Origin of the sequence: Kitasatospora sp. NPDC002551 (assembly GCF_040296005.1) — a bacterium.
Classification (GTDB): domain Bacteria; phylum Actinomycetota; class Actinomycetes; order Streptomycetales; family Streptomycetaceae; genus Kitasatospora.
In genome coordinates this window covers 182,131-197,635 of the sequence record NZ_JBEOWI010000002.1, presented here as the reverse complement: position 1 = coordinate 197,635, position 15,505 = coordinate 182,131, and the positions used below count along the sequence as shown (strand labels likewise).

11 protein-coding genes are annotated in these 15,505 nt (G+C 75.6%); 7 read left to right on the top strand and 4 right to left on the bottom strand.

The window, feature by feature from the left end; translation table 11 throughout:
* The first annotated feature begins 447 nt into the window (after positions 1-447).
* Entirely contained in the window at positions 448-2,670 is a 2,223-nt protein-coding gene (locus tag ABT093_RS03250) for a type 1 glutamine amidotransferase family protein (RefSeq protein ID WP_350559700.1), read from the top strand.
* 103 nt (positions 2,671-2,773) lie between these two features.
* Here the strand turns inward: ABT093_RS03250 and ABT093_RS03245 are convergent, their stop codons facing one another.
* Positions 2,774-2,983 carry a hypothetical protein gene (locus ABT093_RS03245; protein WP_350559697.1) on the bottom strand — a complete coding sequence of 70 codons (210 nt, stop codon included), beginning with the start codon at positions 2,981-2,983 and terminating at the stop codon, positions 2,774-2,776.
* Positions 2,984-3,329: 346 nt separating this feature from the next.
* Here ABT093_RS03245 and ABT093_RS03240 point away from each other — a divergent pair, with 346 nt between their 5' ends.
* The 3 genes from ABT093_RS03240 to ABT093_RS03230 all read left to right on the top strand — a co-directional run bounded on the left by ABT093_RS03240 (position 3,330) and on the right by ABT093_RS03230 (position 8,781).
* Positions 3,330-3,803, top strand: a complete 474-nt coding sequence (locus tag ABT093_RS03240; protein WP_350559694.1) for a hypothetical protein — start codon at positions 3,330-3,332, stop codon at positions 3,801-3,803.
* 204 nt (positions 3,804-4,007) lie between these two features.
* The gene (locus ABT093_RS03235) at positions 4,008-7,529 is read left to right on the top strand and encodes a tetratricopeptide repeat protein (protein ID WP_350559691.1); all 3,522 of its coding nucleotides are present in this window, start codon (positions 4,008-4,010) and stop codon (positions 7,527-7,529) included.
* 85 nt (positions 7,530-7,614) lie between these two features.
* On the top strand, positions 7,615-8,781 hold the full coding sequence (locus tag ABT093_RS03230) for a peptidoglycan recognition protein family protein (RefSeq protein ID WP_350559688.1): 1,167 nt from the start codon (positions 7,615-7,617) through the stop codon (positions 8,779-8,781).
* Positions 8,782-8,812: 31 nt separating this feature from the next.
* Here the strand turns inward: ABT093_RS03230 and ABT093_RS03225 are convergent, their stop codons facing one another.
* Both ABT093_RS03225 and ABT093_RS03220 read right to left on the bottom strand, forming a co-directional pair.
* Positions 8,813-10,471 (bottom strand): AMP-binding protein, encoded by a 1,659-nt coding sequence (locus ABT093_RS03225; RefSeq protein ID WP_350559685.1) that lies wholly within the window; start codon positions 10,469-10,471, stop codon positions 8,813-8,815.
* A gap of 166 nt (positions 10,472-10,637) precedes the next feature.
* The gene (locus tag ABT093_RS03220; RefSeq protein WP_350559682.1) at positions 10,638-12,104 is read right to left on the bottom strand and encodes an MFS transporter; all 1,467 of its coding nucleotides are present in this window, start codon (positions 12,102-12,104) and stop codon (positions 10,638-10,640) included.
* Between the two features lie 157 nt (positions 12,105-12,261).
* On the opposite strand from ABT093_RS03220, the gene ABT093_RS03215 reads away from it, so the two are divergent.
* The 3 genes from ABT093_RS03215 to ABT093_RS03205 all read left to right on the top strand — a co-directional run bounded on the left by ABT093_RS03215 (position 12,262) and on the right by ABT093_RS03205 (position 14,538).
* On the top strand, positions 12,262-12,717 hold the full coding sequence (locus ABT093_RS03215) for a MarR family winged helix-turn-helix transcriptional regulator (protein ID WP_350559679.1): 456 nt from the start codon (positions 12,262-12,264) through the stop codon (positions 12,715-12,717).
* A gap of 44 nt (positions 12,718-12,761) precedes the next feature.
* Complete coding sequence (locus ABT093_RS03210) at positions 12,762-13,829, top strand: TIGR03617 family F420-dependent LLM class oxidoreductase (protein ID WP_350559676.1); 1,068 nt, start codon at positions 12,762-12,764, stop codon at positions 13,827-13,829.
* A gap of 76 nt (positions 13,830-13,905) precedes the next feature.
* Positions 13,906-14,538, top strand: coding sequence for a maleylpyruvate isomerase N-terminal domain-containing protein (locus ABT093_RS03205; RefSeq protein WP_350559673.1), 633 nt, complete (start codon positions 13,906-13,908; stop codon positions 14,536-14,538).
* A gap of 111 nt (positions 14,539-14,649) precedes the next feature.
* Here ABT093_RS03205 and ABT093_RS03200 read toward each other — a convergent pair whose 3' ends face one another.
* The gene (locus ABT093_RS03200; RefSeq protein ID WP_350559670.1) at positions 14,650-15,369 is read right to left on the bottom strand and encodes a ScbR family autoregulator-binding transcription factor; all 720 of its coding nucleotides are present in this window, start codon (positions 15,367-15,369) and stop codon (positions 14,650-14,652) included.
* Positions 15,370-15,505: the final 136 nt, after the last annotated feature.

Below are 15,505 nucleotides of genomic sequence, written 5' to 3'. Positions count from 1 at the left end.
GGCGCAACACTCCGCGGCGTCCCCCGAGGGGCGCAGCCGCCCGGGCGGGACGGACGGGGCGCCGCCCCCGCCGCCGGGCGGTCGCACCGGGCCGGGCGGCACAGTCGGCCGATTCGCGGCGGTCGGCGGGCGGGGGTCGTGACGTAGGGTCGGCCCCGGGACGGCCGCGCGGGTGGGGGTTCGCGCCGGCGCCGTCCCCGGTGCGGCCGTCGTTCTCGCGACCGGTCACGGTACGGCCGCCCCGGGCACCGTGGTTCACCGTCGCTCACGGGTGTTCACCGGCGCCCACGCCGCTCACCGTTGCTCCTGGTCCACCGACGTTCCGGTCCCCGCCGCGCGGCGGCGCCGACACCGCGCGGCGCCGCGTCCGCCCGGGTGCCGGAGCGCCGTGGCGGCCACCGTCCACCCGTCCCGCGCGACGCACCGCAGCACGCCGAAGGGATTGTCATGTCCGAGTACACATCCGCACACCCCGACCCCTCGCCCACCGACCGCGGCAACCCGCTGCCCGTCTCCCGGATCGGCCGGCGGCGCCTGCTGCGCGCCGGGCTGGCCACCGGCGGCGCTTTGGCCGCCGTCCGGCTGCTGCCCGCGACGCCGGCCTCGGCCGCGCCCACCGTCGCCGTCCGCCCGCCCGCCGCGGGGTTCACACCGGCGAGCGCCGCCTCCCCCACCGTGGCCGCGTGGCCGGACTGGGCGCGGTTCGCCCGGCTGGCCGACGGCACCTTCGACGAGGTCGCCGACATGCAGGGCCGGATCAACCAGCTGAAGGCCCAGAACGTCAGCGTGATCGAGCTCGACACCGTGCTGTCCGACTGGCTCACCGACGCCGAGTTCACCGCCCACGCGGCCCTGGTCAGGACCTTCACCGGCAAGGCGCACGCGGCCGGCCTGAAGGTCGTCATGTACTACCCGTCCCTGGAGGTCATCTCCCCCGGCGGCGAGAAGGGCCGCTCCTTCTACAAGAACGACCAGGGCCGCACCTGGGTCCAGCGCTCCCTCGACGGCAAGCCCAACGTCTTCTACGGCAGCCTGGTGGTCTGGGTCGACCCGGGTGACGAGAGCTGCTGGGTGAGCCCCAACTCCCCCTGGCGGGACTACTACCTGAACCGGATCAAGCAGCTCGCCGCCACCGGCGTGGACGGGATCTGGCCGGACGTGCCGATCTACTTCGACGGGGCGCTCTCCTGGTGCGACGCCTCGACCTGGGGCGCCGCCGCCTTCACGGCGGACACCGGACTGGCGGCCCTGCCTAAGGCCGCCGACCACAACGACCCGGTCTTCCGCCGCTACGTCGAGTGGCGCCACCGCAATCTGCTCCGCTTCCAGCTCGACATCGCCGCCGCCGGTCGAAGCGTCAACCCCGACCTGGTCACCTTCGTCGAGACCGTCTCGATGGACTACCGCTACGCCACCTCGATCGGCCTGGACGGCGCCTACCTGCGGCAGGCCGCGGGCAACGTCAGCCAGGTCTGGGAGGTCGACATCCTCGCCAACGAGGACGGCATGCGGCACGCCACCGCCACCGACTGGACCTGCCTGATCTCGATGTACAAGTACGCGCGGGCGGCCAGCGGCACCAAGCCGGCCTGGGCGTTCTCCTACGGCTGGAAGGCCGACGACGCCTCGCTGGTGATGTCCGAGCTGATCGCCTCGGGCTGCAACCCGTACGAGGTGAAGACGCCGTACAAGAACGACACCACCGACGCCGCGACGCGCACCCGGATGTTCGGCTTCGTGAAGGCCAACCAGCAGCGGCTCTACGACGCCGTGTCGGCGGCCGAGGTCGGCGTCTACCACTCCAGCGCCTCGCGCGACTACGTGAGCCCGGGCGAGGGCAACGGCATGTACGCCAACGCGACCGCGCCCGCCGGGATCGCCGACTGGTGGGGCGGCGACGACCCGGAGATGAGCTGCACCACGATGCCGTGGCTGGGCGAGTTCCGCGGCACCGTCAAGGCCCTGGTCTACGCGCACGTCCCGTTCGACACCGTGACCAGCCCCGGGCTCGCGGCCGGGGACCTGGCCCGGTTCAAGGTGGTGCTGCTGCCCAACCTCCAGGCGGTCTCCGACGCCGAGGCGGCCGTCCTGCGCGGCTACGTCGCGGGCGGCGGCACCGTCGTGCTCACCGGGCCCGCGCCCACCGGCCTGGACGAGTACGGCACGCGCCGCGCCGAGTACGCGCTGGCCGACGTCCTGGGGCTGCGCCGGGCCGACCCGCTGCCGGCGAGCCGGCGCAACGTCTTCGGCGCGGGCGTCTGCTGGTACCTCGGCGGCGACCTGCCGGGGCTCGCCTACCTGCGCACCGCCGACCAGGCCGCGGGCGACCGGCTGCTGGCCCCGGTCCGCGCGGCGGCGCCGCCGTCGCTCGGCCTGTCCGGCGACCGGCGGATCCACCTGGAGGCGCGCCGGCTGGGCGAGGAGACCGTCGTCCACCTGGTGAACTTCACCAACTTCGGGGACGCGCCGGCGGCGTTCCGCACCACTCCCGCCTCCTGCACCCTGACCTACGCCGTCCCGGCCGGGCGCACCGTCACGGCGGTCACCGTGGCCACCCCGGACGGGACCGACCCGGCGCCGCGCCCGGTGCCGTTCACGGTGACCGCGGCGGTGGCGAGCGTGCCGCTGACGGTCGCGCAGTACTCGGTCGTCGGCATCACCGTGAGCTGATCCCCCGGGCTCCGGCCGGCCCGGCCCACCGCCGAGCCACCGCCGGGTTCCGGACACGCGAACGCCCCGGCGCCGAGGGCTCCGGGGCGTTCGGGCGACGGGATCAGCCGTTGGTCTGCTCGAACCACTCCAGCCAGCTGATGCGCGGGCCGACCAGACCCACGGCCGCGTTGCCGGCCGCGAGGCCCGACGACGAGGAGGAGGGCTGGTGGTCCCCACCGTGCGCCACCGCGGCGGTCGGCGCGATCACGGCCGCGGCGGCGGCGACGGTGGCGATCACGGCGAACTTGCGGAGCTTTCCACGAACCGACATCTCAGGTACTCCTTGATGGATGGTCAGTAGCCTGCACCGGCCGCCGCACGGGACGGCCGGGCGGCACTCACGCTTGCATACGAACGCGCGGAGCCGGGCCATTTCGCAACCCCGACGCGGGCGGGCGGGTGCGAAGTTACGCCTGACGGGTGAATCCGGCCGGACGCCGACCGGCTGACGCCCGGTCAGCCCGGCCGCGAGCCCGCCACCCGTCCGGGTGCTCCACCGCCGTGTCCCCGCCGCCGCGGACCGGTGGCGCACCGATGCTGGCCCCGGCACGGCCGCAGCCGGCCTGCCGCCGGCCCCGGCAAGGAGGCCGGCCCACCGGACGAGACGGGTGAACGCGATGTCCCGACGACCACTGTTCTCCAGGGCCCTTCGAGCGGCGTGCGCGGCGGTGCTGCTGGCCGCCGCACCGGCGGCCGCCGGGACCGGCCCCGCCGGCGCGGACCTCGCGGTGGCGGCCGCGAACCCCGCCCCGGCGCCCGACGGCGGCACCACCCTGCTGCACCCCGTGGTGGTCAACACCGGGGGCGGCGCCACCGCCGAGCCGTTCACCCTCTTGGTCCACCTGCCGCCCGGGGTGGTCGGTTCCGGGACCTCGCCCACCGGCAGCTGTCACACGCTGCCGTTCGGCCACACCGTGGCCTGCGACTTCCCCGCCGGGCTGGCGCCGGGCGCCACGGCCACCGCGGAGGTGCGGATCCGCCTCTCCTCCGGTCTGGGGCCCGGGGTGCTGCAGGGCACCGCCGAGGCCGACCTCCCGGGCGACCCGACCCCGGGCGACAACACCGCCGCCTTCGCCATCGTCGTCCTCTGACCCCGCCCCGCCCGGGGCCCGGCCCGCCCCACCGGGGGCCGGGCCCCCGCGCCGCACGACCGCCGTCCCCGTCCTGCACACGACAGATGGCCGAAAGCAGGACAACCCCGGGGCCGATTCACTACGGTCGTCCTCACGACAGCGGCACCGGCGGTACCGGACTCGTGGTCGGCGGGGCCCGCCGGGTGGGCGGCAGGGGGTGGCATGGCACAGGCACGGAGGCGTCTGTCGCGTGCGGAGGCGGTGCGCCAGCGCACCGGAGCACAGTTCATCGGCCGCAGAGCCCAGGTGGCGCTGTTCGTCGACAACCTCGCCCGCGACCCCGACCCCGACTCCGGGCCGGACCCGGCGGACTTCCTGTTCCACGTGCGCGGGGTGGGCGGGGTCGGCAAGTCCACCCTGCTCGCCCAGTGGCGCGAGGCGGCCCGGCGGGCCGGGGCGATCACCGCGCTGGTCGACGAGACCGACGTGCACGGCGTCGGGACGGCGCTCACCGCGCTCGCCCGCCAGCTCGCCGAACAGGCGGGCCCGCTGCGGGAGTTCGACAAGGCGGTGGAGCAGTACCGGCGTTCGCTGCAGGCCGCGGCGGACCGCGAGCCGGAGCAGCCGCCCGGCGGCGACGGCGCCTCGCTGCCGACCCGGCTGGTGACCCAGGCGGCGTTCGGGGCGGCCTCGGTGCTGCCGGGCACCGGCGTGGTCGCGGCGATGGCCAACCCGGACGCCGTGGCCCAGGGCGCCGAGCGCCTCATCGCCGGGGTGCGCCAGCGCCGGCGGACCGGCGACGTCGAGGAGTCGGCGCTCAGCCGCGCCTTCGTCGCCGAACTCGCCCGGCTCTGCGACCGCGACCGGGACCGCGGGCGGCGGCCGTGGGTCGTGCTGTTCCTGGACACCTGGGAGCTGACCGGCCGCTACCTCGACGGCTGGCTGCGGGAGATCCTCGACGACGCGTTCGGCCCGCTGCCGCTGGAGGTGGTCTTCGTGCTGGCCGGGCGGGACGAGCTCGCGGAGCGCGAGTGGGCGCCGTGGCGGCCGGTCCTGGTGGACGTGCCGCTGGAGGTGTTCACCGAGCAGGAGGCCCGCGGCCTGCTGGCCGCCCGCGGGGTGACCGATCCCGGGGTGGTCGACGCCGTGCTGCGGATGTCGATGCGACTGCCGCTGCTGGTCGCGCTGCTGGCCACCGCCGACCCCGGCGCGGTCGAGGAGGTCGCCGTCGTCGGCGCGGACATGGTCGACCAGGCGGTGGTGCGCTTCCTGCAGTGGATCCCCGAGCAGGAGCGCCGGGAGACCGTGCTGGCGGCGGCGCTCCCGCTCCAGCTCAACCGGGACCTGTTCGCCTGCGCCGTGCCGGACGCCGAGCCGGCGGCCTGGGACTGGCTGTCGGCACAGCCGTTCGTGACCGGCCGCGGCGACTTCCTGCAGTACCACGCCGTGGTCCGCACCAGCATGCTGCGCCGGCGCCGGATCCACACCCCCCGGGAGTGGACGGCCGCGCACACCCGGCTCGCCGAGCACCACGCCGCCGGGCGGACGGCGGTCGAGCGGTACCTGCCGGCGGCCCGGCGCGGCGCCGATCCGCGCTGGCGCCGCCACCTGCTGAACGAGCTCTACCACCTGCTCTGCGCGGACCCGCTGGCCCATCTCGCCCTGGCGCTGGAGCACACCGCGCGCACCGCCGGGGAGGCGCCGGACGCGCTGGCGCCGTGGGCGGAGATGCTCAACCAGGCCGCGCAGGACAGCGACGACGCCGAGCTGGTCCGCTGGGCCCGCCGGATCCACGCGGCGGCCGGCGGCGAGCAGCCCGTCCTGGAGGCGCTCGGCGCGCTCGCCGGACCGGGCCTGCCCACCCGGGTGCGGGCCTGGGCGCTCACCCACCGCGGCTACCAGTACTTCGTCGAGGACCGGGACGACGACGCGCTCGCCGATCTCGACCAGGCCGTCGCGATCGCCCCCGACCTGCCGCAGGCCCTCGCCTACCGCGGGCGCGTGCTCAACTGGCACGGCCACCACGAGCGCGCCCTGGCCGACTTCACCGCCGCGCTCGTCCTCGACCCGGAGTACGCCTGGGCGCTGTCCCGGCGCGGCGAGGCCCGGCAACTGGCGGGGCTGGTCGAGGAGGCGATGAGCGACTTCACCGCGGCGCTCGCGCTGGACCCCGACGACGCCTGGGCGCTGGGTTCGCGCGGCCAGGCGCACCGGCTGGCCGGGCGGCTGGACGAGGCGGTCGCCGACCTCACCGCGGCCGTCCTGCTCGACCCCGAGTACGCCTGGGCGCTCACCCAGCGCGGCGAGGCGTTCCGGACGGCGGGCCGGCTCGCCGAGGCGGTCGCCGACTTCACCGCGGCGCTCGCGCTGGACCCGGACGACGCCTGGGCGCTGAGCTCCCGGGGCCAGGCGTACCGGCAGGCGGGCCGGCTGGACGAGGCGATCGCCGACCTGACCGCCGCGCTGGCGCTCGGTCCGGACAACGCCTGGGCGCTCGCCGAACGCGGCGAGGCGCACCGGCAGGCGGGCCGGCCGGAGGAGGCGGTCGCCGACTTCACGGCCGCGGTCGCGCTCAACCCCGAGAACGCGTGGGCGCTCGGCTCGCGGGCGCAGGCGCACCGGCAGGCCGGACGGCTGGACGAGGCCGTCGCGGACTTCACCGCCGCGCTGGTGCTGAACCCCGAGTACGCCTGGGCCGTCGGCGAGCGCGGCGAGGCGCACCGGCAGGCCGGGCGGCTGGACGAGGCGATCGCCGACCTCACGGCGGCGCTCGCGCTGGACCCGGACTACGCCTGGGCGCTCGCCGAGCGGGGCGAGGCGCACCGGCAGGCCGGACGGCTGGAGGAGGCGGTGGCGGACCTGTCGGACGCGCTGCTGCTCGATCCGTCGGACGTGTGGGCGCTGCGGGCGCGCGGCCAGGCGCACCGGCAGGCCGGGCGGCTGGACGACGCGATCGCGGACCTCACCGCCGTCCTCGCGATCGACCCGGACTACGCCTGGGCGCTGGCGCTGCGGGGCGAGGCGCACCGGCTGGCGGGGGACCTGGAGGAGGCGGTCGCCGATCTGACGGCCGCGCTCGCGCTCGAACCGGACGACGCCTGGGCGCTCGGCTCCCGGGGCCAGGCGCGCCGGCAGGCGGGCGAGGTGGAGGAGGCGATCGCGGACCTCACGGCCGCCCTCGACCGGAACCCGGAGTACGCGTGGGCACGCGCCGAGCGCGGCCAGGCGCACCGGCAGGCCGGGTGCCCGGAGGCGGCGGTGGCGGACCTCTCCGCCGTGCTGGCCCGGGATCCGGCGGACGTGGCGGTGCGCTGCGCGCTCGCGGCGGCGTACCGGCACGGCGGGCGGTTCGAGGAGGCCCGGGAGCTGTTGGAGGGGCTGGCTCCGGAGGTGGCGGCGTCCTCGACGGTGTTGGTCGAGGTGGCGGTGCTGCGGTTGCTGACGGAGGGTCCGGAGGCTTCGGCGCGGGCCTGGGAGGCGTTCGCCGACTGCCCGTACGAGGATCCGCAGGACCAGTTCGAGCCGGGGGTGCGCAAGCTGCTGCACGGCCTGGTCGCCGGGGACGGCGAGCCGCAGGAGCTGGCGCGGGCCTTCCTGGCGGTGCCCGGGGTGCGGGCGGCGCGGGCGGACGTCTGCCTGTACCTCGGGGAACTCGCGCGGGCCGGGGCACCGGTGGGCCCGCGGGCGGCGGCGGCGCTGCGGTTCCTGGGGGTGCCCGTTCGGGCAGGGGATCTGTCGGAATGACGATCAGAAACGATCACTTGGATACATTCATGATCGCCTTTCGACCGGTCGCACCCCTCCCCTCAGGCTCCGAGACAGGATCCCCATGCCCAACCCCAGCTCCGCCGTCAGCCGCCGCACCCTGGTGACCGCCATCGGCGCCACCGCCGCGGCGCTCGCCGCCGCGCCGGCCGCCCACGCCGCGGGCCCGACCGCCACCGCCGCTCCGACCGCCCCGGCACCGACCGCCCCGGCACCGGCCACCCCGGCCGGCCCGGCCGCCCGCACCGTCACCGTGCCCGCCACCCGGGCCCGCTCCGCGGCCGGGCGCGCGGCCGCCGCGGCGCGCACCGACTTCCCGATCCACTACGTCGGCGTCAGCTGGGACGGCCCCCGGCGCGGCGGCGCGATCCGGCTGCACCACGAGGGCACCGGCCCCGGCGCCTGGCAGCCGCTCACCGCGGGCTGCGCGGGCGGTCCCGACCGCCCGGACGCGGCCGACGGCGCCGTCCAGGGCGCGACCGTGCTCGTCCCGGCCGGCGGGGCCGTCGGCTACGACCTGCGACTGCCCGACGGCGCCGTCAACCCGCGCTCCGCCGCCCTCGACACCACCGCGGGGCCGGCCCGCACCGCCACGCTCTCCCCGACCGCGCCGGTCACCTTCTGCGGCGTCCAGTACCTCAGCCGCGCCGCGTGGGGCGCCGACGAGTCCAAGCGCTTCAAGAACGGCGCGGAGAACTCCCCCGCCAAGTACTACCCGCTGCAGACCCTGACGGTGCACCACACCGACACCCCGAACGCGGACGCCGACCCGGCCGCCACCGTGCGGGCGATATACGAGTACCACGCCGTCACCCAGGACTGGGGCGACATCGGCTACCACTTCCTCATCGACGAGGCCGGCCGGATCTACGAGGGCCGCTGGTCCGGCGACGACGGCCTCCCGGCGCACGACGCCGACGGCAAGGTGGTGACCGCCTTCCACACCTCCGGCTTCAACTCCGGCAACCTCGGCATCGCCCTGCTCGGCACCCTGACCGGCCAGGAGCCCACCGCCGCGGCCCGCCGCTCGCTGACCCTGGTGCTCGCCCTGCTGACCCGCACCCACGGGCTCGACCCGCAGGCCCACGTCACCTTCGTCAACCCGGTCAACGGTGTCACCAAGCCGGTCGACCTGATCAGCGGCCACCGCGACTGGCTGGCCACCGACTGCCCCGGCGGCACGATGTACGCCACGCTGCCCGCCCTGCGGGCCGGGGTCGCCGCGCTGTGAGCCGGCGCGCGCGGGGTCCGGCGGCCGGCCGTCAGGCCCGCCCGGCGCCGGGCCCCGCGTCCAGGCCCAGCAGGCCGACGGCCCGCTCCCGCATCTCCACCTTGCGGATCTTCCCGGTGACCGTCATCGGGAACTCGTCCACCAGGTGCACGTAGCGCGGCACCTTGTAGTGCGCGATCCGGCCCGCGCAGTACGCGCGCACCGCCTCGGCGGTCAGCTCGGGCGCGCCCGGCCGCAGCCGGACCCAGGCCATCAGCTCCTCGCCGTACTTGGCGTCGGGCACGCCGATGACCTGGACGTCCAGGACGTCCGGGTGGGTGTGCAGGAACTCCTCGATCTCGCGCGGGTAGATGTTCTCTCCGCCGCGGATCACCATGTCCTTGAGCCGGCCGGTGATGGTGAGGTAGCCCTCCTCGTCCATCACCGCGAGGTCGCCGGTGTGCATCCAGCCGTCCGCGTCGACGGCCTCGGCGGTGCGGTCCGGCTGGTCCCAGTAGCCGAGCATCACCGAGTAGCCCCGGGTGCACAGCTCGCCGGGCGTGCCGCGCGGGACGGTCGCGCCGGTCTGCGGATCGGCCACCTTGACCTCCAGGTGCGGGCCGACCCGGCCGACGGTGGAGACCCGCCGCTCCAGCGGGTCCTCGGCGCGGGTCTGGGTGGAGACCGGGGAGGTCTCGGTCATGCCGTAGCAGATGGAGACGTCCCGCATGCCCATCCGGTCGACGACCTGCTTCATCACCTCGGTCGGGCACGGCGAGCCGGCCATGATCCCGGTGCGCAGGGTGGACAGGTCGTGCTCCGCGAAGCCCGGGTCGTTGAGCTCGGCGATGAACATGGTCGGCACGCCGTAGAGCGAGGTGCAGCGCTCGGCGGCCACCGCGCGCAGGGTGGCGACGGGCTCGAAGGCCTGGGCGGGGATCACCACGCAGGCCCCGTGCGAGAGCGCCGCCAGGTTGCCCATCACCATGCCGAAGCAGTGGTAGAAGGGGACGGGCACGCAGATCCGGTCCTCCTGCGTGTAGCCGCACAGCTCGCCGACGAAGTAGCCGTTGTTGAGGATGTTGCGGTGCGAGAGGGTGGCCCCCTTGGGGAAGCCGGTGGTGCCCGAGGTGTACTGGATGTTGATCGGATCGTCCGGGCTCAGCCCCGCGCCGATCGCGGCCGGCCGCTCGCGGTCGCCGCGCTCCCCCGCCGCGAGCAGGTCGTCCCACCCGGGCGAGCCGATCAGCAGCACGTCCCGCAGCCCGGGACAGCGCGGGCCCGCCTCGGCGAGCATGGCCGCGTAGTCGGAGGTCTTGAAGCCCGGCACCGCGACGACCGTGCGGATCCCCGACTGCCGCAGCACGTACTCGACCTCGTGGGTGCGGTAGCCGGGGTTGACGGTCACCAGGATCGCGCCGATCCGCGCGGTGGCGTACTGGGTGAACACCCACTCGGGGCAGTTGGGCGCCCAGATCCCGACCCGGTCGCCGGTCCGCACGCCGAGCCCGAGCAGTCCGAGCGCGACCCGGTCCACCTCCCGCTCCAGTTCGCGGTACGTCCACCGCCGGCCGCTCGGGACGTCCACCAGCGCCTCCCGGTCGGGGAACGCGGCGACGGCGCGGTCGAGCGCGGCGCCGATGGTGCGGTCCAGCAGCGGTACCGCGGTGCTGCCGGCGCTGATGCTGGGGGACAGGGAGGGCGAGGTCATGGCGAGGGCTCCTGGACTCGTCCGGCACAGGGCGACCGAGTCTACGCAGCACGTCCCGCCCCGTCACCCACCTGCGCACCGCTCCGTCGCAGGTGCGCGGCACGGGCGGTGGAGGGGTGCGGCGGGACGGGCCCGCCGCACCCCTCCGGTCAGGCGCACCCTCCGGTCAGGCGGAGGCGGCGTCGCGCACGGCCGCGCCCCGCGCGGCGCCGGCGGCGCCCTTCCGGTCGGCCCCGACGGGCGGCACCGGGATGGTGGCGGCCACCGCCGCGGCGACCAGGGCCACCCCGCAGCCGATCAGCAGGCCGACCCGGAAGCCGGTCTCGGAGGGCAGCACATGACCGCCCGTGGTGGTGGTCAGCTGGGCGAGCACCACACCGACCACGGCGGCGGAGACCGAGGTGCCGAGCGAGCGCATCAGGGTGTTGAAGCTGTTCGCCGAGGCCGTCTCGGAGAGCGGCACGGCGCTCATGATCAGCGCCGGCATCGCGCCGTAGGCGAGGCCCACGCCGGCGTTGCAGACCAGCGTCACGACCAGCACGCCCCAGGTGGAGCCGATCAGCAGCATCGACAGCCCGTACCCGGCGGCGATCGCCAGGGCACCGACGACCAGGGTGAACTTCGGACCGCGCACCGCCGAGAGCCTGCCGCCGAGCGGCGAGACGACCATCATCATCAGGCCGGAGGGTGCCATCCACAGGCCCATGCCGAGCATCGACTGGCCCAGGCCGTAGCCGGTGGCCTCGGGCAGCTGGAGCAGCTGAGGGATGATCAGCGCCTGCGCGTACATCCCGAAGCCGACCAGCACCGACGCCGCGTTGGTCAGCAGCACCCGCGGACGGGCGGTCACCCGCAGGTCGACCAGCGGTTCGGCGATCCGCAGCTCCCAGGCGCCCCAGGCCAGCAGCAGCACGACGGCGGCCGCGAACAGGCCGAGCGTCGTCCCGTCGGTCCAGCCCCAGTCGCCGCCCTTGGAGACCGGCAGCAGCAGGCAGACCAGGCCCGCGCCCAGGCCGAGCGCGCCGACGGCGTCGAAGCGTCCGCCGGCCGGCGGAGCCGCGGGGGCGGGCACCAGGAAGCGGATCATCGCGGCGATCGCCACGGTGAGGACGGCCGCGCCCCAGAACAGCGCGCGCCAGCTGGTGTACTGGGCGACCGCCGCCGAGATGGGCAGGCCGAGGCCGCCGCCGATCCCCATCGAGGCGCTGACCAGCGCGATCGCCGAGCCGAGCCGTTCGGGCGGCAGCACCTCGCGGAGCAGGCTGATGCCGAGCGGGACCACGCCCATGCCCATGCCCTGCAGCCCGCGCCCGACGATCATCGGCAGGACGGAGGAGGTCAGCGCGCAGATCACCGAGCCGACCAGGAGCGGGGCGCAGCAGGCCAGCAGCATCCGGCGCTTGCCGAGGAGGTCGCCGAGCCGGCCGCTGATCGGCACAAACACGGCGGCCGACAGCAGGGTCGCGGTGATCACCCAGGAGGCGTTGGAAGCGGAGGTGTTCAGGATCTTCGGCAGCTCGCCGATCAGCGGGGTGACCAGGGTCTGCATGATCGCGGCCACCGTACCGGTGAGGGCGAGCGTGGCGACGACACCCCTGGTCCGGTCGGGGGCGGTGGTCTGGGGGGCGGCCATAAGCGGGGGCTCCTCGGGTCCGTGCGGCGGGCAACAGATATGCATAGTACACACGATATGTACGATGCACATAGGCTCCGGTGCGCGCACCCCTGCCATACTGTGCGCAAACACCGCAGGTCAGGGCGCCGGAGCCAGGGACGGGAAGGACGACGTCATGAGCGGACCCACGGACGAGGTGGCGTTCGAGTACATGGTGCTCAGCCGGCACCACTATCTGAGTCCGGCCGGCGCCCGGCCGCACGGCAGCCGGCTCGACCGCAGCGCGTACATCCTGCTCAGCCGGATCCGGGTGCAGGGCCCGATGTCGATCGGCGAGCTCAGCGACGCCTTCGGGCTCGACGCGTCCACCCTCAACCGGCAGACCGCCGCGATGACCCGGGCCGGGCTGGTCGAGCGGATCCCCGACCCGGAGGGCGGGCTGGCCCGCAAGTTCCGGATCACCGAGGAGGGCGACCGGCGGCTCGACGAGGACCGCGCGGCGCACGCCCACGCCCTCGGCCAGGTGATGGACGACTGGCCCGCCGAGGACGTCCAGGCCTTCGCCGCGTACCTGCGGCGCTTCAACACCGGGATCGAGCGGCTCGACGGGCGGCCCTGGCCCCGCCCCTGACACCACGCCCCCGTCGGACCCGCCGCCCACCAGGAGCCCGCCCCATGGACCGCCCCCAGGCCCCCGCCCTCCTCCTCGACGCGCTCGCCCCCGCCCACCCGGCTCGCATCCTGGACGCCGCCGAACGGGCCGAACGGCGCGGCGCGGACCGGCTGGTGGTCTCCGAGACCGCCTACGACCCGTTCCTGCAGCTGGCCCGCGCCGCCGACCGCACCAGCTCCATCGAACTGGCCACCGGGGTCGCGGTGGCCCTCGCCCGGACCCCGATGACCCTCGCCTACCAGGCCTGGGGACTGCACGCGGCCTCCGGCGGGCGGGCCGTGATCGGACTCGGCTCGCAGGTCAAGCCGCACATCGAGAAGCGCTTCGGGATGCCCTGGGACCGGCCCGCCGCCCGGATGCGCGAGTACGTGCACGCGGTCCGGGCGATCTGGCACAGCTGGCAGACCGGTGAACGGCTGCGCTTCCGGGGCGACTTCTACACCCACACGGTGATGACGCCGGTCTTCTCCCCCGACCCGGTCCCCGCCGGAGTGCCGCGGATCCTGCTGGCGGGCGTCGGCCCGCTGATGGTGCGCACCGCGGGCGCGGTGGCGGACGGCTTCCTCAGCCACCCGTTCACCTCGGTCGACTACCTGACCCGGCAGGTGCTGCCGGCGCTCGCCGAGGAGCGCGGGCGGGCCGAGGCCGGGGGCGCGGCCTGGACCGGGCGGCCGTTCGAGGTCGTCGGCAGCGTGCTCACCGCCACCGGGCGCACCGAGGAGGAGCTGCGCGCCGCTCTGGCGGCCGTCCGCGAACGGCTCGCCTTCTACGCCTCCACGCCCGCCTACCGTCCGGTGCTGGCCCTGCACGGCTGGGAGGAACTGCACGAGGAGCTGCACCGCCTGTCGGTGCGCGGCCGCTGGCCCGAGATGGCGGCACTGATCGACGACCGGGTGCTCGACACCTTCGCCGTCACGGGCACGGTCGAGGAGGCCGCCCGGGAGATCCACCGCCGGTACGCGGGTCTGGCCACCCGGGTCTCGGTCAGCCTGCCGGAGGACGCCGCGCCGGACCTCGGGCTGGACGTGCTGGACGCGCTGCGCGCGCTGGACCGGCCCGCGTCCCGCTGACCCTGGCCACGGGTTCCCGGCGGCCGTGTCCTACCGTGGACGGACATCCGTACACCGTTGAGGGAGGAGCCTGCTGATGGGACGACAGGAGACCGAGCCGCACCGGGTGTTGGCCGACCTGTGGACGAGCTGGGCGGAGCGCGGTGCGGCCTTCGACGCCGAGCAGTGGGGGCGGAGCACCCGGCTGCCCGGCTGGGCGGTGCGCGACCTGTACGCGCACGTGGCCGCCACGCCGGACCTGTTCGCCCAGCTGAACGGGGCCGTGGTCGACGACCGCCCGGCGGCGGTGGACCGCGGCTCCGCCGTGCTGCGCGCCTACAACCGGCCCGGCGGGGTCGCGCACACGGCGGCCGGGACGATCGCGGACGGCGCCCGGGAGGTGGCGGCGGCGCTCGGTCCGCGAGCCCTGGTCGCCCGGTTCGCCGAGGACGGTTCGCAGGTACTGGCCTGGATCGCCGACCGGTCGCCGGAGACGGTGATCGCCCACCCCCTGCTGGACACCGTGACGCTCGGCGCGCTGACCGAGGTGGCGGTGATGGAGGCGACCGTCCACCTGCTCGACCTGACGGCGGCGGTCGGTGGTCCGCCGCCCCCGCCGGCGGCGCTGGACGCCACCCGCGCCCTGCTGGCGGAGGTGGCCGATCCGGTGGAGTTCATCGAGGCGGCGGCCGGGAGGACCGGCAATGCCGTGCTGCCGGTGATCCGCTGACGGTCCGCCGGGGGCCGGGGAACCGTCTTTCCGACGGACCGGACGGCGGCGACTACGCCGCGTAGTCGCGGCGCGACGGGCCGGGTGTCCGGGGAAACCGGACGCGCCGCATCATTCGGCGCTCGCTCCGGCCCCGCCGTCGGGGGCGGCCGTCCCGTCCGCCTCGTCCGTCTCCTGCGCCTCGGCCTCGCGGCGCGCGGCCGTCATCTCGGCGTGGACCCGCGCGCCGCGGTCCGGGGCGAGGTCGAGGCAGGCGAGCACCCCGGGGACGGCGATGCTCGGCATCAGGTGCCGGTAGAGCGTGGCGACCCGCTCGGCGAGGTCGGCGCGGCCGGTGAAGCGCTGGGACTGGAGCTGCACGCCCACCCACGACGCCGTCATCAGCCCGGCCGTGTCGGCCGGGACCACGTGCGGCAGGAGCTCGCCCCGCTCGCCCGCGGCGATCAGCAGCCGCTCCAGCCGGGCGATCCACCCCGGCGCGGCGTCGAAGCCCAGGTGGCCCTCCGCGGCCTGGTCGACCGAGAGCCGCACCCCGGCGCTGACCAGCGGGTCGATCGGCGCCAGGTGGGTGACCACCATCCCGGTGTCCACGAACTCCTGCAGCTTGCAGGGGCGCTCCGGCACGGCCTCGGCCTCGAACTGCTCCTCGATGACGCCCTGGGCCAGGTCCCGCTTGGACGCGAAGTGGAAGTAGACGGCGCCCCGGGTGACGCCGGCCCGGGCGACCACCTCGCCGATGGTCGCCCGCTCGTATCCGCACTCGTCGAACACCGAGGCCGCGGCCTCCAGAATCAGCCGCCGCGTCCGCAGCGCCCGCTCCTGTCGCGCCACCACGACCACCCCCACCCACACACACCGAAACAAAACCAAACAGCCCGTATCTTACCCGGGGCGGCCGGTCCGGCCGGGGGCGCTCCCCGGCCCAGCCCGCACACGAGGCGTCACAGAATACCGATCGTGCCGTCCG

Coding starts and splice junctions, on each gene's coding strand:
- ABT093_RS03250 (WP_350559700.1), top strand. CDS start 448: ATGTCCGAGTACACATCCGCACACCCCGACCCCTCGCCCACCGACCGC.
- ABT093_RS03245 (WP_350559697.1), bottom strand. CDS start 2,983: ATGTCGGTTCGTGGAAAGCTCCGCAAGTTCGCCGTGATCGCCACCGTC.
- ABT093_RS03240 (WP_350559694.1), top strand. CDS start 3,330: ATGTCCCGACGACCACTGTTCTCCAGGGCCCTTCGAGCGGCGTGCGCG.
- ABT093_RS03235 (WP_350559691.1), top strand. CDS start 4,008: ATGGCACAGGCACGGAGGCGTCTGTCGCGTGCGGAGGCGGTGCGCCAG.
- ABT093_RS03230 (WP_350559688.1), top strand. CDS start 7,615: ATGCCCAACCCCAGCTCCGCCGTCAGCCGCCGCACCCTGGTGACCGCC.
- ABT093_RS03225 (WP_350559685.1), bottom strand. CDS start 10,471: ATGACCTCGCCCTCCCTGTCCCCCAGCATCAGCGCCGGCAGCACCGCG.
- ABT093_RS03220 (WP_350559682.1), bottom strand. CDS start 12,104: ATGGCCGCCCCCCAGACCACCGCCCCCGACCGGACCAGGGGTGTCGTC.
- ABT093_RS03215 (WP_350559679.1), top strand. CDS start 12,262: ATGAGCGGACCCACGGACGAGGTGGCGTTCGAGTACATGGTGCTCAGC.
- ABT093_RS03210 (WP_350559676.1), top strand. CDS start 12,762: ATGGACCGCCCCCAGGCCCCCGCCCTCCTCCTCGACGCGCTCGCCCCC.
- ABT093_RS03205 (WP_350559673.1), top strand. CDS start 13,906: ATGGGACGACAGGAGACCGAGCCGCACCGGGTGTTGGCCGACCTGTGG.